The sequence below is a fragment of the Embleya sp. NPDC005575 genome (assembly GCF_040605455.1).
Taxonomy (GTDB): Bacteria; Actinomycetota; Actinomycetes; order Streptomycetales; family Streptomycetaceae; genus Embleya.
Map to the genome: position 1 here is coordinate 23,941 of NZ_JBEXCV010000044.1, position 17,089 is coordinate 41,029.

The following is a 17,089-nucleotide window of genomic DNA, read 5'->3' on the forward strand; positions in this document are numbered from 1 at the left end:
CAAGCGCAAGAAGGAGCACTCGTGGGCAACCTACGCTGGCTGACCGCCGGGGAGTCGCACGGCCCCGCACTCGTGGCCACCCTCGAAGGGCTGCCCGCCGGCGTGCCCATCACGACCGACCTGGTCGCGGACGCGCTCGCACGCCGCCGGCTGGGCTACGGGCGCGGCGCGCGGATGAAGTTCGAGCGCGACGAGGTCACCTTCCTCGGCGGCGTCCGGCACGGTCGTACCCAGGGCGGCCCGGTGGCGATCATGGTCGGCAACACCGAGTGGCCCAAGTGGGAGACGGTCATGTCGGCCGACCCGGTCGACCCCGACGTGCTCGCCGCGCAGGCCCGCAACGCCGCGCTGACCCGGCCCCGCCCCGGCCACGCCGACCTGGCCGGCATGCAGAAGTACGGCTTCGACGAGGCGCGGCCGATCCTGGAGCGGGCCAGCGCCCGGGAGACCGCCGCCCGGGTCGCGCTCGGCGCGGTCGCCAAGTCGTTCCTGGAGCAGGTGGCCGGTGTCCGGATCGTCAGCCACGTGGTCGAGTTCGGTGCGGCCAAGGCGCCCGCCGGCGTGCTGCCCGGCCCCGACGACACCGAGCGCCTGGACGCCGACCCGGTCCGCTGCTTCGACCCGGACGCCTCGGCCGCGATGGTCGCCGAAGTGGACGACGCCCAGAAAGCCGGCGACACCCTCGGCGGCGTGGTCGAGGTGCTCGCCTACGGGCTGCCGCCGGGCCTGGGCAGTCACGTGCACTGGGACCGCCGGCTCGACTCGCGGCTCGCGGGTGCGCTGATGGGCATCCAGGCGATCAAGGGCGTCGAGCTCGGTGACGGCTTCGAGCTGGCCCGGGTGCGCGGCTCGAAGGCGCACGACGAGATCGTCAACACCCCCGACGGTGCCAAGCGCACCTCGCACCGCTCCGGCGGCGTCGAGGGCGGCATGTCCACCGGCGAGGTGCTGCGCGTGCGTGCGGCGATGAAGCCGATCGCCACAGTGCCCCGCGCGCTGGCCACGTTCGACGTGCGCACCGGCGAGCCCGCGCAGGCGCACCACCAGCGCTCCGACGTCGCGGCCGTGCCGGCCTCCGGCATCGTGGCCGAGGCGATGGTCGCGCTCGTACTGGCCGACCTGGTCACCGAGAAGTTCGGCGGCGACTCGGTCGCCGAAACGGCCCGCAACGTGCGCGGCTACCTGGACGCGCTGGAGATTCGGTAGCGCCATGGCGGACATCGGGGACGCAGCAGACATCGAGACGGCGCACATCGAGGACGGGGGCGGCCGCCCGCTCGTGGTCCTGGTCGGGCCGCCCGGCGCGGGCAAGACGACGGTGGGCCTGGTGCTCGCCCGGACGCACGGGGTCGGCTTCCGCGACACCGACACCGACGTCCAGGAGCGCGCCGGCAAGTCGATTCCGGACATCTTCGTCGACGAGGGCGAGGCGCGCTTTCGCGAGCTCGAACACCAGGCGGTCGCCGAGGCGCTCGCCGGCCACGCCGGAGTGCTCGCGCTCGGCGGCGGCGCGATCCTGGACGACGCCACCCGCGTGCTACTGAAGGGGCATCGGGTGGTCTTCCTGGAGGTCGACCTCGCGGACGCGGTCAAGCGGGTGGGTCTGGACGCGCCGCGCCCGCTCCTGATGGGCAATCCCAGGGCTCGCTGGCGCGAGCTGATGGAGCAGCGCCGACCGCTGTACACCGAGGTCGCCGCCGTCACGGTGAACACCGCCGGACGCACCCCCGAGGACGTGGCCGCCGAGATCCGGGTCGCCCTCGGCCTCACCGAGCGGACCGCCCCCGACTCGGACCGATCCGGGCAGACGATGCCCGAGAAAGACGTGAATCGATGAGCGGCAATCCTTCCGAGCCCGTCCGGATCCGCGTCGGCGGCAGCGCGGAGCCGTACGACGTGCTCGTGGGCGCCGGCCTACTCGGCGAACTCGCCGGCCTGATCGGCACGTCCGCGCGCCGGGTGGCGATCCTGCACCCCGAGGCGCTGGCCGCCACCGGCGAGGCGGTCCGCGAGGACCTCGCCGCGCAGGGCTACGAGGCGATCGCGATCCAGGTGCCCAACGCCGAGGAGGCCAAGGACGTCGCGGTCGCGGCGTACTGCTGGTCGGTGCTGGGCCAGACCGGCTTCACCCGCTCCGACGTGATCGTCGGCATCGGGGGCGGCGCCACCACCGACCTCGCGGGCTTCGTCGCGGCCACGTGGCTGCGCGGCGTGCGCTGGATCGCGATGCCCACCACGCTGCTGGGCATGGTCGACGCGGCCGTCGGGGGCAAGACGGGAATCAACACCGCGGAGGGCAAGAACCTGGTCGGCGCGTTCCACCCGCCGGCCGGCGTGCTCGCCGACCTGGCCACGCTGGAATCGCTGCCCCGCAACGACTACGTCAGCGGCCTCGCCGAGGTGATCAAGGCCGGCTTCATCGCCGACCCGGTGATCCTGGACCTGATCGAGGCCGACCCCGAGGCGGCGCGCGATCCGCGGGGCAAGGACACCGCCGAGCTGATCACCCGCGCCATCCAGGTCAAGGCCGACGTGGTCTCCGGTGACCTCAAGGAGGCCGGCCGGCGGGAGATCCTCAACTACGGCCACACCCTGGCGCACGCGATCGAGAAGGCCGAGCGCTACAAGTGGCGGCACGGCGCCGCGGTCAGCGTCGGCATGGTCTACGCGGCCGAGCTGGGCCGACTCGCCGGTCGACTCGACGACGCGACCGCCGACCGGCACCGCACCGTGCTCGCGTCGGTCGGGCTGCCGCTGACCTACCGCGGCGACGCGTGGCCCAAGCTGCTCGAGACCATGCGCGTGGACAAGAAGTCGCGCGGCGACATGCTGCGCTTCATCGTCCTGGACGGCCTGGCCAAGCCGGTCGTTCTGGAGGCCCCCGACCCGACCTTCCTGGTCGCCGCCTACGCCGAGGTGTCCGCGTGAGCGCACGCAGGGTGCTCGTGCTCAACGGCCCCAACCTCGGCCGGCTGGGCAGTCGCGAGCCCGACGTCTACGGTGCCACCTCCTACCAGGGCCTGGTCGCCGAGTGCGAGCGGCTCGGCGCCGAACTCGGCTTCGAGGTCGAGGTCCGCGAGACCAACGACGAGGGCGAGATCATCCGCTGGATGCACGAGGCCGCCGACGGCCGCATCCCGGTGGTGATGAACCCGGGCGCCTTCACGCACTACTCGTACGGCCTGCGCGACGCGGTCGCCCAGCGCACCGCGCCGTTCATCGAGGTGCACATCTCCAACCCGTACGCGCGCGAGAGCTTCCGCCACACCAGCGTCGTGGCCGCGGTCGCCAGCGGCACCGTCGCCGGCTTCGGCATCGGTTCGTACCGGCTCGCGCTGCGCGCGCTGGCCGAGGAGCTCGACGGCTGACCGGGCGGCTCGCGGGTCACCCACGTGGGCGACCCGCGAGCCGCCTGGCTCACGAGCGATCCGTCCCGCTCACCGCAACAACCGCCCGATCGCCGTGGCCACCTCCGGATGCGCAAGATACGCGCCGATGTCGTGCGCGCGATCATGCGGATTGGCCACCGCGCACTCCGCGCCCAGCCCGCTCCAGTCGTCGGCCAGCGGGCACCCGATCGCGACCGGATCGGTCGGACACCACGCGTTGAACCACGGACCCGCGATCGGTGGCAGGTGCGCCCCGCCCACCCGTAGCCGCGAGTACACGGTGTCCATGCCCAGCGGACTGCCCACCGTGATCAACCCGGCCACCGGCAACCGCGGCCCCAGTCGGGTCAGCAGATCCATCGCGACCACCGTGCCCAGACTGTGTGCGACCAGCACCACCGGACCGGACCCGGGCAGCCCCGCCAACACCTGATCGAGCACCGCCGCGCGCGTGTCGTCGTGATCCAGATAGGCCGCGACATCGCGGAAAGCGGCCCGGATCACCAGCCGATCCACCCCGGTGTGCGCGGCGATCCAGCCCAGCGGTTCATGCACCGTGCCCACCACGTGGTCCCAGATGCTCTCGGTCACCGCGACCTGCCCCGCCGCCGGCATCCCGGCCCGCCGCGCGGCCTCGTCGAGCAGCTGTTCGTACAGCCCCTGCGCCGACGCGGACAGCGGCGCCTCGACCGGCAGCGCCGACTCCATCACCGAGACGAGCCGGTCGCCGTAGAACGGGAACCACACGTCCTCGGGATCCACCGTCGGCAGCCCCGCCATGGTCAGCCCGCTGTTCAACCCGGCCGCCCAGCCGCGCCGCAACTGCGCCGGATCGTGCCCCTGTTGGCTGCGCCCATGGACGAAGACCAGCCGCACCCGGCCGCCGAACGCGTCCGGCCGCCCGGCCATCCCGGTCACCACGATCGCCTCGGCACCGGGCGCGGCCTCCACCGGCGAGCGCGGCATGGGCACGCCCGTGCGTACCGTCGGCGCCGAGCCCAGACCCGACCCGGCACCCAATTGGGCGAGCAGTGCCCGCTGCTCGCCGTTCGCGGCCAGTGCGCCCAGTCGGGCCAGGATCACGCTGACCCGCACCCCTTCGTTGGCGATCCACCGGATCTGCGCCAATCCCTGCTCGGGCTGCCAAGGCAGGCCCTGCAGGTTCAGCACCGCACCGCTGTCGTCGTGCGCGGGCACACCGCTGTGATGCAGCCCGACCGCCTCCCACTGGTCGTTGAACACCGGCGAGCCGGAGTTGCCCGGCTCGGTGTCGGTCTCGTACTGGAGGAAGTCGTCGAAGCGCTGGGTGAACCGGTTGTCCCGGATGGCGATCTCCTTGAGGCGCCCGTCCGGGTGACCGATCACGTTCACCGGATCGCCCACCACCAGCTTGCCCTCGGCGGCGATCAGCCCCAGGTGCCCGAAGATCTGCCCCGGCGGCCGACCGTCGCCGCCCGGTCGCAGCGCGACCAGGGTGAAGTCGAGCTCCTCGTCGGTCAGGAACAGCGTGTCCGGATCCGGGGTGAAGCGGGTGGTGTGCACCGGCAGATCGTTGTCGATGCCCATCTCCGCGCCGAATTCGGCGAACGCGCCGCCCGCGGTCGCCGGGTCCGGGAAGACGTGATGGTTGGTCAGCAGCAGGCTCGGCCCGACCAGGAAACCGGTCGCCTGCGGTTGCACGGGCCCGCCCGTGGAGTACCAGATCCGGGCGACGCACGCGGCGGCCCGAAGCCCGCGCGCGAGGAAGTTCAGACTCTGGAGGTCGTTGGTGGCCCCTATGATCCGTTCGGCCAGCCGGGGTCCGCTTTCCTCGGGCGAGGTGGCCAGCAATACCTGCCCTGGCACCTCGTGCTGCTCGACCAACCGGGCCGCGCGCAGTTGCAGCCGATCGTCTTCGTCCGGGAAGCGCCTGCCGGCGGCACGCCGCCGGTCGATCTCGCCGCGCTCCGCCGCGGCCGCCAGGTATCGCCCGGCCGCCGCCCGGATCTGGCGGACCAGCAGCTCGTTCACCGGCGCTACACGAGCTTCGTCATTTCCGCTGATTTCCACTGAAGTACACCCCCTCGCGGGCAGCGTAGGGCCAGAGATCACCAGTTGTCCGGACATCAACCATTTGCCCTGCTCGGAGCCGGAACAGTGCGGAGCCAGAAGGATGCAGTACGGAGCCCGAAGGATGCAGTGCGCCGAGTCATGCCGGGCTCGCCCCACCTCGCGGGACTACGCTGGTTGCATGCCCGAGGCCCATGCTCAACGCCGTGATCGGCTGCGTTCCCGCCTGGCCGGTGCCGGTGCGGATGTCGCCCTGATCACCAACCGCGTCAACGTGCGCTACCTGACCGGTTTCACCGGTTCGAACGCGGCGCTGCTGGTGTACACCCCGGGAGCAGCCGGCGAGGGGTCCGCCGACTCGGGCGCGGTGCTCTGCACGGACGGGCGGTACGCGAACCAGGCGATCGAGGAGTCGCCGGGCGTCGAGCTGCTCGTCGAACGAGCCTGTGCGCAGGCGCTGACCAAGCGCGCCGCCGCTGCCGGCGCGGTCCGGCTCGCGATCGAGGAGCAGCACGTCACGGTTGAGCTGTACCGCGCCCTGGGCTCCGTGCTGGCCGAGGAGAGCGCCGCCGCCACACTGGTCGGGCTCGGCCGGGTGGTCGAGGATCTGCGGCGGATCAAGGACCCGGCGGAGATCGCCGCGCTGCGGATCGCCTGCGAGATCGGCGATCGGGCGCTCGGCGAGATGATCGAGTCGATCCTGGTCGGGCGTACCGAGCGGCACATCGCGATGGAGCTGGAGCGCCGGATGGCCGACCACGGTGCCGACGCGGTGGCCTTTCCGACCATCGTGGCCACCGGGCCGAATTCGGCGATCCCGCACCACGACCCGGGCGACCGCCGGGTGGAGGACGGTGATTTCCTCAAGATCGACTTCGGTGCCCGCTACCACGGCTATCACGCCGACATGACCCGTACCTTCGTGATCGGCACCGAGCCGACCGGCTGGCAGCAGGAGATCTACGGCGTGGTGTTCGCCGCCCAGAAGGCGGGTCGCGAGGCGCTTGCGCCGGGCGTCGAGGTGGTTGCCGTCGACCGGGCCGCGCGCGCGGTGATCGAGCAGGCCGGCTACCTGGAATTCTTCAAACACGGCCTCGGCCACGGGGTCGGGCTCGAGATCCACGAGGACCCGCATCTGGGTCCGACGGCGACCGGTAAGCTGGACGCTTGCATGCCGGTCACCGTCGAACCGGGGATCTATCTCCCGGGTCGAGGCGGTGTCCGCATCGAGGACACCCTTGTGGTTCGTCCGCTCGAAGACGGCGGGCCAGAGCTACTCACCATCACGACCAAGGAGTTGCTCGTCCTGTAGCGGGCGGTATCGATACCAGTCCCGTCCGACGCGCGATCATCCGGTCCCGGAAGCACGCAGGAGACACCACACTCGTGGCCACGACCAACGACCTGAAGAACGGCATGGTGCTCAAGCTCGACAACGGCCAGCTCTGGTCCGTCGTCGAGTTCCAGCACGTCAAGCCCGGCAAGGGCGGCGCGTTCGTTCGTACGAAGCTCAAGCATGTCCTCTCCGGCAAGGTCGTGGACAAGACCTTCAACGCCGGCACGAAGGTCGAGACGGCCACCGTGGACAAGCGCGGCATGCAGTTCTCGTACAAGGACGGCACCGACTTCGTGTTCATGGACACGGACACGTACGAGCAGCTGCCGATCTCGCCCGAGACCGTCGGCGATGCCGCCAACTACCTTCTCGAAGGCTTCGAGGCGACCGTCGCGATCTACGAGGGTTCCGCGCTCTACGTCGAGCTGCCGGCCTCCGTCGAACTGCTCATCGAGTACACCGAGCCGGGTGTCCAGGGCGACCGTTCCACCGGTGGCACCAAGCCCGCGAAGCTGGAGACCGGCTTCGAGATCGCGGTTCCGCTCTTCATCACGACGGGCGAGAAGGTCAAGGTCGACACCCGTTCCGGTGACTACCTGGGCCGCGTGAACAGCTAGTGGCCGGTGCCCGCAGCAAGACCCGGAAGCGCGCGCTGCAGATCCTGTTCGAGGCCGACCAGCGTGGTGTCGACCCGGTGACCATCCTCGCGGACTGGGTCGGCCGCTTCCAGGCCGACAAGGCGGAGCCGCAGGTCGCCGACTACACGATGCAACTGGTCGAGGGCGTCCAGGAGCACCGCAAGCGGATCGACGACCTGATCGGCACCTACGCCGTGGGGTGGACGCTCGACCGCATGCCCGGCGTGGACCGCAACGTCCTGCGCCTGGGCATCTACGAGTTGCTCTGGGAGAGCGACGTCCCCGACGTCGTGGCCATCGACGAGGCCGTCGAACTCGCCAAGGAATACTCCACGGACGAGTCGCCGGCCTTCGTGAACGGCCTGCTCGCGCGGATAAAGGAGCTCAAGCCGACGCTGCTGCGTTAGCCGCGCCCGCTTCCGGGATCTCGTCGAGCCGTCTGCCCCGCACGGGGAGGCGGCTCGACGGCTTTCCCGGGGGTCCGGCGCAGCCGAACGATCGGGTCGTGATCGAATGCCGATAATGAAGATCATGAGATCCGAGCGCAAGGGCTCCCGGCTGCGGAACATCGGGGACGAGCCCGACTACCGCTTTACGCTCGCCAACGAGCGGACCTTCCTGGCCTGGATACGCACCGCCCTGTCGTTGCTCGCGGGCGGAGTCGCGGTGGTCCAGCTGGTACCGGACCTGGCCCCGCACGCGCAGCGGCTGGTGCTCGGCCTGGCCCTGGTCGCATTGGCACTGACCCTGTCGGCCACCGCGTACCGGCGCTGGTATCAGGTCGAACGGGCGATGCGGCTCGGGCGGGCCCTGCCGTTCTCCGCGTTGCCGCTGGTGCTCTCGGTGGGTCTGGTGATCGTGATCGTGGTGAGCGTCGTGCTCATGCTCGCGTCCTGATGTCGCGATCGCTGCTGCCGGGCGCACCGCTGGATCCGGGGCTGCAGCCGGAGCGCACCAGGATGGCGTGGTCGCGTACCTCGCTCGCCTTCGTCGCCAACGGCGCCCTGCTGGTGCACGCGGGGCACGTGCCGGACGGCTGGTGGTACATGCTGCCCGGGTGCGCGGTGATGGCGGCCGGCTGCGTGGTGTACGCGGTGGGGCTGTTGCGGCATCGGCAGGTCTACCGCGCGGTCCGGGCGGGCACTCCCGTGTCCGGCGACTCGGCGATCCGGGCGACGCTGCTCACCGCGGTCGCGGCGTGCGTGCTTGCGGCGGCGGTTCTGCTGGGCCGGCCCTGAGCAAAACCTTGTTCGGCCTCGGGGCCGTTCGCCAGAATGCGCGACATGACGACCGACGATCTCGGCACCCGAGGATTCGCCCAAGGCACCGATCGGTACGAGCGGGCGCGACCGTCCTATTCCCACGAGGTAGTGGAGCATCTGTGTGCCGGCGCGGGTATCGGGCCGGGCACCCGGGTGCTCGACCTGGCCGCCGGCACCGGCAAGTTGACCCGGCTGCTGGTCGAGCGCGGGGCGAGCGTGAGCGCGGTCGAACCCTCGGCGGCGATGCGTGAGACGTTCGCCCGGGTGGTCGAGGGCGTGCCGGTGTACGCCGGGACCGCGGAGCGCATCCCGGCCCCGGCCGGGGCGTACGACGTCGTCACCGTCGCCCAGGCGTTCCACTGGTTCGAGCCGGGGCCGGCGCTGGGCGAGATTGCCCGGGTGCTGCGGCCCGGCGGCGCATTGGCGATGGTGTGGAACGAGTTGGACGGGAGCGAGGAATTCATCGCCCGCCTGCACCGGGTGGCCGAGTGGCCGATTCTCCAACTTCACGACTATCGCGCCGAGTTGGACGGCAGCGACCGGTTCGAGCCGGCCGAGCGCACACAGTTCCGATGGCGGGACGCACTGACATGCGATCAGGTGGTGGAGCGATGCTCGACGTTCAGCTACGTGGTTGCCGCGATGGCGGCCGAGTCGAGGGCCGAACTCCTGTCCCGGGTGCGCGAGTTCGTCGGGGCACACGCGGAGCCGATCGAGCTCGCCTACCTCACCGACACCTACATCGCCCGCCGCAGGGACTTCGAGCCGCCGCAGTAGCCGGCGAACGCTCGAATCACCGACGCATTGTCCGGCGAGGGATAGACGGCCCTAGTTCTCCCGCCACCACCATGCCTGGCTCAGGTTGTCCGGCAGTTCGCCGGACGCGCCGAGTTGGCGCATGCCCGCGCGTAGACCTTCCTTGAGCACCTCGACCCCGTCGTCGCCGACCGCCTTCGTCCAGGCGCCCTGGATTCCGGACAGTTCGGCCCAGATCACCCGCAGGCACTCGCGCCCGCGCTCGGTGAGGGTGATCCGGCGCGCACGACGGTCGGCGGGGTCGGGCTTGCGCTCGACATAGCCGTGGCGGGCCAGATGGGAGACCACCTCGCCGGCCGACTGTTTGGTCATGCCGAGTCGGCGCCCGAGCTCGGTGGCGGTGGTACCGCCCTCGCCGACCAGGGTCAGTGCGAAGCCGTGGGTGGGCCGGATCTCGTCGAAGCCCGCGGCCGTCATGCGGTCGGAGAACAGTTGGCTGATTCCGCGCACGGCGCCGACCAGCAACGTCACCAGTTCGGACTCGGAGGAGGTGTCTTGCTGCACGAGGTAAGAATACCTGTCTAATTTGCCGGGCAAACCGGAACCCCGCCCCCGATGTGGATCGGGAACGGCGCGACGGTCTTGCCCACGACGTTGCCCATGGATGGTGCTCCGGGTCGATCATGCCCTACACGTGCACGGCGACCGCGCCTTCGCGTTTCTCGCCCTGGCGGACGAACAGCGCGAGGACGATTCCGACCGCCATCGTGATCGCGGCGATGGTGAAGGCCATCTGCATGCCGTCCAGGAAGGTGGTGTCCGACGCGTGCCGGACGGCGTCCAGGGTCCGCTCGTTCATGGTCGCCGCATCCACCGGCGGGAAGCCCTGCGCGACCGATCCCTCGATCGCCTCGCGGCTGCCGTGCGGCAGCTTGTCGTAGGCGCCGGCCTCGACCGGCCACCGGTCCGGGAGCACCGAGGAGACCTTGGCCGCCACCACCGCGCCGAGCACCGCGGTGCCCAGCGCGCCGCCGACCTGCATCGCGGCCTGCTGGATGCCGGACGCGACGCCGGACAACTCCCACGAGGCGTTGCCGACGATGATGTCCGTCGCGCCGACCATGATCGGGCTGAGCCCGAAGCCGAGCAGTACGAACGGCAGCATGGTGGCGCCGAAGCTCGCGTCCTCGCCCAAGCGGGCGAGTAGCGCCATCGCGGTCGCCGACAGCGCCAGGCCGGCGATGATCGGGATGCGCGGGCCGAGCTTGGTGATCGCGAAGCCGCCGATCGGCGAGCCGATCATCATCACCACGGACATCGGCAACATCCGCACGCCGGTCTCCGTCGGGCTGAGCCCGTTGACGCCCTGGAGATAGAAGGTGATGAAGAACATCGCGCCGAACATCGCGAAGGCCATGAAGATCATCAGCACGATGCCGATCGAGAACGACCGGTTGCGGAACATCACCAGCGGCATCAGCGGCTCGGGCGCCCTGGTCTGCCACAGCACGAACAGTGCGAGCAGAATCAGCGCGGCGGCCATGAAGCCCAGCGTGTACGCGCTGCCCCAACCCTTCTCGCCGCTCTTGATCACGCCCCAGACCAGGCAGAACATCGCCACCGAGAGCAGGACCACGCCGAGGTGGTCGATCCGGTTGCTCGCGCCGGCCACCCGGCTGTTGGCCAGTGCCCAGATGCCGACGACCAGGGTCAGCACACCGATCGGCACGTTGATGTAGAACACCGACTGCCAGCTGACGTGCTCGACCAGCAGGCCGCCGACGATCGGTCCGGCGGCGGTCGCGGTGGAGATCGCCGCGCCCCAGATGCCGATCGCCATGTTGAGCTTGTTGCCCGGGAAGCTGTTGCGCAGCAGGCCGAGCGCCGTGGGCTGGAGCAGCGCACCGAACACGCCCTGGAGCACCCGGAAGGCGATCAGCATCGTGACCGACTGGGAAAACGCGATGATCAGCGACGTGGCCGCGAAGCCGGCCGCGCCGATCAGGAAGATCGTCTTGTGGCCGTAGCGGTCGCCGAGCTTGCCCGCCGGGATCAGACACACCGCGAGCGCGAGCAGGTAGCCGTTGGTGACCCATTGCAGATCGGCGAGTGAGGCGTTCAGGTCCTTGGAGATGGCCGGGTTGGCGATGCCGACCACGGTGCCGTCCAGGGCCACCATCATCACGCCGAAGGCGACCGCCAGCAGGGTGAGCCAGGGATGCCCCTGCATGCCCTTGCGCACGGGGGTCTTCGAAGGGTCCGGCGGTAGTGCGTCCGCCGGCGCCGCCGTCGAAGTCTGACTCATGCGTTCCCTACATCCATCCGTGTCCGGCGTCGTATCGAGCCATCGAACGATATGGCACACAGTGCCATATAGCCAAATCACTCAAGTTGCACGCAGTGACAAGTGCCATACTGTGCAAAGGCGAACGAGAGGATTACCCAACGTGCGGGACACGGCCGGCACCGCGACGGGTTTGCGGGAGCGCAAGAAGGAACGCACGCGCGAGGCGTTGGTGGACGCCGCGCAGGAGCTGTTCCTGCGCAAGGGCTACGACGCCACCACGATCGACGAGATCGTGGCCGCCGTGGAGGTGTCCAGGCGCACCTTCTTCCGCTACTTCGCGGGCAAGGAAGAGGTGGCGCTGGCCCGGGCGATGGAGTTCGAGGCGCTGTTCCTGGACGCGCTGACGACCCGCCCGGCGGACGAGGCGCCGCTGACCGCGCTGCGCCGGGCGGGCACCGAGGTGTTCGCCCGGGTCGTCGACGAGGAACACGACGGCGCGGGCCAGGAGTTCCTGCGGATGCGGCGGATGATCGAGGACACTCCGGTCCTGCTGGCCGCGTCGCTGCGCAACATGATCGAGTTGGAACGACGGATGGCCGCGGAGATTGCTCGGCGCGAGGGTCTGACGCCCGGAGCCGATCGCCGTCCGGCGCTGTTGGTGACCCTGTACCACTCGGTGATGCGGGTGGCGATGGACGAGTGGACCGAGGGCGAGGTGCTGGAGGCCGCGGGCCTGGCCAGGACCATCGAGGACGCCTGGGACGACATGGGCATCCTGCTCACCGGCCGCTGGACGGAGGGCGAGATCCCGCGCACGTGAACGTCGACCCGGCCCCGCGCACATCGGTGCCGCCGCGGCCCTGCGCACGTCGGTGGTGACCCGGCTGCGCGGCGGACGGGCGCGGACATACCGACGGGGCGGACCGCTGATCGGTCCGCCCCGTCGGCGTATGGCGGCGTATGTCGAGCGTGGTGCTACTTCACGCGCTTGACGAACAGCGCGAGCAACGCGCCGGCCAGTGCGATCGCTCCCGCCACCGGGAACAGCGCCTCGTAGCCGAGGTCCAGGTCGCTCACGATGAAGGGAGCCAGGAACGGCGCGGCGATCTGCGGTCCGGCGTTGGCGATGTTGATCAGGCCCATGTCCTTGCCGACATCCTCGGGACGGGGCAGCACCTGGGTGATCAGCGCCATGTCGACGGCCAGGTACACGCCGAAGAAGAAGCCGTTGAGGACCTGGAAGGCGACCATGCCGTTCTCGGTCGCCCAGATCATCGGGACCATCAGCGAGAGGGCGGCGCCGATTCCGGAGGCGACCACGAAGGGCTTGACCCGCCCCACCTTGTCCACGATCGGACCGATGAGCAGCGCCGCGACGATGGTCGCGACCGCACCGATGACGGTCAACGTGCCCAGCTTGGGGCCGACCTCGTTCGGCGGGATCTCGATGTACGAGACCAGGATGAAGTAATTGAAGGTCAGGATCAGGAAGTAGCCGAGCATCATGCCGAGCCGGGAGAACAGCGCGATGACGAAGTCGGCGTGCTGCCGCGGGTCGACCCAGAAGCCCTTGACGAAACCGATGATGTCGGCCTTCTCGCGAGGCATGTCCTTGGTGGACTTGTCCGGGCTGAGGACCACGAAGAGCAGAGCGGCGGCGACCAGGATCGCGGCGATCAGGTAGAAGCCCTGCTCGCCTCCGTTGGCCGGGTCCATGAAACGACCGTCGAAGCCGCCGAACCGGGCATCGATGCCGATCAGGTTCAGATCGACGCCGGCGATGATCAGCGAGGCCAGGATCGTCGCGGCAGGGACACCGAGGCCGATCATCGCGGAGAAGATGCCGTACTTCTTGGCCGGCACCCGGTCGGGCATGACGGCGGTCAGTGCGGCCTGGTAGCCGTTCATGATGAACTGAATGACACCCCAGGTCAGACCCACCATGGCGATCGAACTCGCCTGCGCCTGGATGATCAGCGCGACCGCGCCGATGACGGCGCAGAACAGAATGTAGGGCGAGCGGCGACCGAAGCGGGACCGCGTCATGTCCGACAGCTTGCCGAACAGCGGATTGCCCACCGTGGCGAGCAGCGCGCCCCAGAAGGTGGGCCACTTGAGCGCGTTTGGATCGGGCGCGCCGGTGATGTGAATGACCTGCACCGGGAGCATGTAGATGCCCACGCCCAGCCACAGCATGTACAGCGCGATGTTGGCGATGGGCAGCGTCGCGTAGAGCGGACCGAGCCGGTATCCGGTGGGCTCGGCGCCCGTGGCGGGTTCCGGTGCCGATGACGAGGGGCCGGGTGCCTCTGTCGTGGTCGAACTCATGTGGACCATCCGAGGGAGAGGATCCGATTCCGTCCCTGCACGGAGGACTCGAATCTGCTGACGAGGTGTTGGGATCGGAGCCTAGGTGACACGAATAAGCAGGGGAATGGATCCACAACGTGAAATCAGTCCGACCAGATAACGATTTGATCGTTCAAAGCTTGAAGGAAGCGCATTCCGCACCGAATCGTCACCGTCAGTGATCTTGTAACGACCGACACGCGTCGGTAGCGCATTCGAGCGATTACGGCCAAGGTTGTGCCCGCTAACCAAGCGGTATCGGATCGCACGTCCCTGTGATTCGGTGGACATCGGTTGCGCGCGGGCCGGCCCCGCGCGCGGGTGCGGTAGGGGGTGTCGTCGAGATGACGAGCACGAAGTCGGTCACTTGCCGCCCGGGGGGGCACGGATGAGCGCGCCGGAGGCGGGGGCCAAACCCCCCACCAGTTCCGACGTCGCCCGGCTCGCCGGCGTATCCAGATCCACCGTGAGCTATGTGCTCAACTCGCCGCCCGGGGTCCGGGTCAGCGCGCAGACCCGGGAGCGGGTCATGCTCGCGGTGCGCGAACTGGGCTACGCGCCCAGCGCTCCCGCCCGTTCGCTGCGCTCGGGCAACAGCGACGTGGTGTTGTTCCCGCTGCCGTTGCAGCCGATGGGCCAACTCCTCGAGGCGTTCATCGACGAACTGACCGAGGCGCTCAATCGGCACGAGTTGAGCCTGCTCATCCATGCGGACCGCACCTCGCGCGGAGCCGACGCGGCCCGGCAGTGGGCCGCGTTGCGACCGCTCGCGGTGATGGCCGAGTCCAACCGGCTCACCGGCGGCGCGGTCGACGTGCTCAAGCGGGCCGGGGTCCGGGCGATCTTCGCGTGGGGCCGCGAGGAGCACCCGGACGTGCCCACCGCGATCTTCGACAACAGGGACACCGGCCGGGTCGCGGTACGCCACCTGATCGACCGCGGCCACCGCCGGTTGGCCTGCCTGGTCCCGTCCGGACCGCTGGCCTTCCTCGGCGAGGAGCGCTGGGCGGGCGCACAGGCCGCGGCCGAGGAGGCGGGGGTCTCGCTGCGTCGGGTGGACGTGGGCTACGTCCGTGAGGACGTGCTCGCCATCGTGCGTCAGTGGCAGTGCGAGAGCGAGCCGCCGACCGCGGTGTTCGCCGGCAACGACGACTTCGCCCTGATGATCATCTCGGCGCTGCGCGAATGCGGCTGGTCGGTGCCGGGGGACATGGCCGTGGTCGGTGCCGACGATCTGCCGTTCTGTGATCTGGTCTGGCCGAGGCTGACCAGCGTCTCGATGCACACCCGGACGATGGGCTCGGGTGCCTCGGACGCGATCACCACGCTGATTCGCGGCCGTGACTACCGACCGGGTGGTCGAATGGTCGTGCACCCGCGCGTGATGGTTCGCGAATCCGGCTGAGGCCGGCGATCGTACAAAAGGTGAAGGGTCCCGAAGCCGGTCGGCCTCGGGACCCTTCGACGTTTCCGCGAGTCGCGGTCACGCTCTGTTCAACAACTAATCACGCGTTGTTCTGATTCTCCACGGCCCGACGGGCTTCCGGGTTGAGCACGCCCCACCCGATGAGCTGCTCGGTCAGCACGCTCGGCGACTGGTCGTAGATCACGGCCAGCGTGCGCAGGTCGTCCTGACGGATCGACAGCACCTTGCCGTTGTAGTCGCCGCGCTGGCTCTGGATGGTCGCCGCGTAGCGCTGCAGCGGGCCGGCCTGGTCGGACGGCACGGTCTGCAGCCGCTCCAGGTCGAGGACCAGTCGCGGCGGCGGCTCGGCGGCGCCGTTCGGGGTGCCGCCGGGCAGCAGCTCCTGCACGGGGACGCCGTAGAAGTCGGCGAGCTCGGCCAGGCGCTGCACGGTGACCGCACGGTCGCCGCGTTCGTACGAACCGACGACGACGGCCTTCCAGCGGCCCTGGGACTTCTCCTCGACGCCGTGCAGGGACAGGCCCTGCTGGGTCCGGATCGCGCGGAGCTTCGCCCCGAGCTGCTTGGCGTAGTCGCTGGACATCTCGCTCCCAAAACAGGTGACTGACCGTGAAGGTCCACCGGTGGTTGGCCGAACCGATGGGGTGGCTACCTCCGGGCCGGCTTTCTGTACCTCGAACTCTCCCCGAAGCTGCGAGGTTCGGCACGTCGCGACTGTCGCGTTTGGCCCGGCGGTGACTCATTGTGAGGTTACGCAGAGTAATTTGCGTCCGTCAAGCCGAACGGCCTACAAAGCCGGATTCGCGCAGGTGAGAGGCACCTTTGCTCCGCTTTCGCCCGGCTCGATCACTCGGTCCGGGCGGCCGAAAGGCCGATGATGTTGGCTGATACTGTGAGGGACGTACCCCGACGTCCTTTAAAGCCCGTCCTGTGAGACGGGGAAGGAGGTCTGTTTTCCATGACAGCACCTGGCAACACCGGCGGCACGTCGGCCGCCCGTCCGAAAGACCTCGACCCGGCCACCGCCCGCCCGGTCCTGGACGCCTCGGACATCAACCGGGCTCTGACCCGGATCGCGCACGAGATCGTCGAACGCGCCAAGGGCGCCGGCGACGTCGTGCTTTTGGGCATCCCGACCCGAGGCGTGGCACTGGCCCGCCGGCTCGGCGAGCGGCTCGCCTCGATCGAGGACGGCGCCAAGGTCCCGGTCGGCGCGCTGGACATCACCATGTACCGCGACGACCTGCGGCTCGGCCCCGCCCGCGCGCTTGAGCGCACCGAGATCCCGGCCGAGGGCATCGACGGCAAGCTTGTCGTCCTGGTCGACGACGTGCTCTTCTCCGGCCGCACCATCCGCGCCGCACTGGACGCGCTGAACGACATCGGCCGCCCGCGCGCGGTGCAACTGGCCGTCCTGGTCGACCGCGGCCATCGCGAACTCCCGATCCGCGCCGACTACGTGGGCAAGAACCTGCCCACGTCGCTGCGCGAGACCGTCAAGGTCCACCTCGCCGAGTACGACGGCCGCGACGCGGTCCTGCTCGGCACCCGCGCGGCCGACCCCGCCGCGGCCCCCACCGACGCGGAGAAGTAGCCA

General features: G+C 69.8%; 18 protein-coding genes. 13 read left to right on the top strand and 5 right to left on the bottom strand.

From position 1 onward, the window contains the following. Positions 1–21: 21 nt before the first annotated feature. From aroC to aroQ, 4 genes are read left to right on the top strand one after another with little or no spacing between them, the layout of a single operon-like run. The gene (gene aroC, locus ABZS54_RS17260) at positions 22–1,206 is read left to right on the top strand and encodes a chorismate synthase (protein WP_355535920.1); all 1,185 of its coding nucleotides are present in this window, start codon (positions 22–24) and stop codon (positions 1,204–1,206) included. A gap of 4 nt (positions 1,207–1,210) precedes the next feature. After that, complete coding sequence (locus ABZS54_RS17265; protein ID WP_355535923.1) at positions 1,211–1,837, top strand: shikimate kinase; 627 nt, start codon at positions 1,211–1,213, stop codon at positions 1,835–1,837. Continuing rightward, positions 1,834–2,928 carry a 3-dehydroquinate synthase gene (gene aroB / locus ABZS54_RS17270; RefSeq protein WP_355535926.1) on the top strand — a complete coding sequence of 365 codons (1,095 nt, stop codon included), beginning with the start codon at positions 1,834–1,836 and terminating at the stop codon, positions 2,926–2,928. Before ABZS54_RS17265 ends, aroB begins: the two co-directional genes overlap by 4 nt. Beyond that, entirely contained in the window at positions 2,925–3,368 is a 444-nt protein-coding gene (gene aroQ / locus ABZS54_RS17275) for a type II 3-dehydroquinate dehydratase (RefSeq protein ID WP_355535928.1), read from the top strand. Before aroB ends, aroQ begins: the two co-directional genes overlap by 4 nt. Before the next feature lie 69 nt (positions 3,369–3,437). Here the strand turns inward: aroQ and ABZS54_RS17280 are convergent, their stop codons facing one another. Beyond that, the gene (locus tag ABZS54_RS17280; RefSeq protein ID WP_355535931.1) at positions 3,438–5,399 is read right to left on the bottom strand and encodes a trypsin-like peptidase domain-containing protein; all 1,962 of its coding nucleotides are present in this window, start codon (positions 5,397–5,399) and stop codon (positions 3,438–3,440) included. 220 nt (positions 5,400–5,619) lie between these two features. Between ABZS54_RS17280 and ABZS54_RS17285 the strand changes: the two genes are divergently transcribed. The 6 genes from ABZS54_RS17285 (at position 5,620) to ABZS54_RS17310 (ending at position 9,451) form a co-directional block, all read left to right on the top strand. Beyond that, positions 5,620–6,750 carry an aminopeptidase P family protein gene (locus tag ABZS54_RS17285; protein ID WP_355535933.1) on the top strand — a complete coding sequence of 377 codons (1,131 nt, stop codon included), beginning with the start codon at positions 5,620–5,622 and terminating at the stop codon, positions 6,748–6,750. 74 nt (positions 6,751–6,824) lie between these two features. Then, positions 6,825–7,391 (top strand): elongation factor P, encoded by a 567-nt coding sequence (gene efp / locus ABZS54_RS17290; protein WP_020551770.1) that lies wholly within the window; start codon positions 6,825–6,827, stop codon positions 7,389–7,391. Continuing rightward, a complete protein-coding gene (nusB, locus tag ABZS54_RS17295) occupies positions 7,391–7,819 on the top strand; it encodes a transcription antitermination factor NusB (RefSeq protein ID WP_355535936.1) in 429 nt (142 codons plus the stop codon). Before efp ends, nusB begins: the two co-directional genes overlap by 1 nt. Positions 7,820–7,943: 124 nt before the next feature. Beyond that, the gene (locus ABZS54_RS17300) at positions 7,944–8,309 is read left to right on the top strand and encodes a DUF202 domain-containing protein (protein ID WP_355535939.1); all 366 of its coding nucleotides are present in this window, start codon (positions 7,944–7,946) and stop codon (positions 8,307–8,309) included. Beyond that, positions 8,309–8,650: a DUF202 domain-containing protein gene (locus ABZS54_RS17305; RefSeq protein WP_355535942.1), complete on the top strand. Its 342-nt coding sequence runs from the start codon at positions 8,309–8,311 to the stop codon at positions 8,648–8,650. Before ABZS54_RS17300 ends, ABZS54_RS17305 begins: the two co-directional genes overlap by 1 nt. 45 nt (positions 8,651–8,695) lie before the next feature. Further along, entirely contained in the window at positions 8,696–9,451 is a 756-nt protein-coding gene (locus ABZS54_RS17310; RefSeq protein ID WP_355535945.1) for a class I SAM-dependent methyltransferase, read from the top strand. A 51-nt stretch (positions 9,452–9,502) separates the two neighbouring features. Here ABZS54_RS17310 and ABZS54_RS17315 read toward each other — a convergent pair whose 3' ends face one another. After that, positions 9,503–9,994: a MarR family transcriptional regulator gene (locus ABZS54_RS17315; protein ID WP_355535948.1), complete on the bottom strand. Its 492-nt coding sequence runs from the start codon at positions 9,992–9,994 to the stop codon at positions 9,503–9,505. Positions 9,995–10,118: 124 nt separating this feature from the next. Then, a complete protein-coding gene (locus ABZS54_RS17320; protein WP_355535951.1) occupies positions 10,119–11,735 on the bottom strand; it encodes an MFS transporter in 1,617 nt (538 codons plus the stop codon). Between the two features lie 142 nt (positions 11,736–11,877). Between ABZS54_RS17320 and ABZS54_RS17325 the strand changes: the two genes are divergently transcribed. Then, positions 11,878–12,537: a TetR family transcriptional regulator gene (locus ABZS54_RS17325; protein ID WP_355535954.1), complete on the top strand. Its 660-nt coding sequence runs from the start codon at positions 11,878–11,880 to the stop codon at positions 12,535–12,537. A gap of 155 nt (positions 12,538–12,692) precedes the next feature. Here the strand turns inward: ABZS54_RS17325 and ABZS54_RS17330 are convergent, their stop codons facing one another. After that, on the bottom strand, positions 12,693–14,045 hold the full coding sequence (locus tag ABZS54_RS17330; protein WP_355535957.1) for an MFS transporter: 1,353 nt from the start codon (positions 14,043–14,045) through the stop codon (positions 12,693–12,695). Positions 14,046–14,454: 409 nt separating this feature from the next. On the opposite strand from ABZS54_RS17330, the gene ABZS54_RS17335 reads away from it, so the two are divergent. Continuing rightward, complete coding sequence (locus ABZS54_RS17335) at positions 14,455–15,471, top strand: LacI family DNA-binding transcriptional regulator (protein ID WP_355535960.1); 1,017 nt, start codon at positions 14,455–14,457, stop codon at positions 15,469–15,471. A gap of 100 nt (positions 15,472–15,571) precedes the next feature. Here the strand turns inward: ABZS54_RS17335 and ABZS54_RS17340 are convergent, their stop codons facing one another. After that, entirely contained in the window at positions 15,572–16,075 is a 504-nt protein-coding gene (locus ABZS54_RS17340) for a transcriptional regulator (RefSeq protein ID WP_355535963.1), read from the bottom strand. A 375-nt stretch (positions 16,076–16,450) separates the two neighbouring features. Here ABZS54_RS17340 and pyrR point away from each other — a divergent pair, with 375 nt between their 5' ends. After that, positions 16,451–17,086 carry a bifunctional pyr operon transcriptional regulator/uracil phosphoribosyltransferase PyrR gene (gene pyrR / locus ABZS54_RS17345; RefSeq protein ID WP_355535966.1) on the top strand — a complete coding sequence of 212 codons (636 nt, stop codon included), beginning with the start codon at positions 16,451–16,453 and terminating at the stop codon, positions 17,084–17,086. The last annotated feature ends 3 nt before the right edge of the window (positions 17,087–17,089 follow it).

Excerpts from the sequence above, each read along its gene's own strand:
- ABZS54_RS17265 (WP_355535923.1), top strand. The coding sequence starts at position 1,211 with ATGGCGGACATCGGGGACGCAGCAGACATCGAGACGGCGCACATCGAG.
- aroB (WP_355535926.1), top strand. The coding sequence starts at position 1,834 with ATGAGCGGCAATCCTTCCGAGCCCGTCCGGATCCGCGTCGGCGGCAGC.
- ABZS54_RS17285 (WP_355535933.1), top strand. The coding sequence starts at position 5,620 with ATGCCCGAGGCCCATGCTCAACGCCGTGATCGGCTGCGTTCCCGCCTG.
- ABZS54_RS17300 (WP_355535939.1), top strand. The coding sequence starts at position 7,944 with ATGAGATCCGAGCGCAAGGGCTCCCGGCTGCGGAACATCGGGGACGAG.
- ABZS54_RS17305 (WP_355535942.1), top strand. The coding sequence starts at position 8,309 with ATGTCGCGATCGCTGCTGCCGGGCGCACCGCTGGATCCGGGGCTGCAG.
- ABZS54_RS17310 (WP_355535945.1), top strand. The coding sequence starts at position 8,696 with ATGACGACCGACGATCTCGGCACCCGAGGATTCGCCCAAGGCACCGAT.
- ABZS54_RS17320 (WP_355535951.1), bottom strand. The coding sequence starts at position 11,735 with ATGAGTCAGACTTCGACGGCGGCGCCGGCGGACGCACTACCGCCGGAC.
- ABZS54_RS17330 (WP_355535957.1), bottom strand. The coding sequence starts at position 14,045 with ATGAGTTCGACCACGACAGAGGCACCCGGCCCCTCGTCATCGGCACCG.
- ABZS54_RS17335 (WP_355535960.1), top strand. The coding sequence starts at position 14,455 with ATGAGCGCGCCGGAGGCGGGGGCCAAACCCCCCACCAGTTCCGACGTC.
- ABZS54_RS17340 (WP_355535963.1), bottom strand. The coding sequence starts at position 16,075 with ATGTCCAGCGACTACGCCAAGCAGCTCGGGGCGAAGCTCCGCGCGATC.
- pyrR (WP_355535966.1), top strand. The coding sequence starts at position 16,451 with ATGACAGCACCTGGCAACACCGGCGGCACGTCGGCCGCCCGTCCGAAA.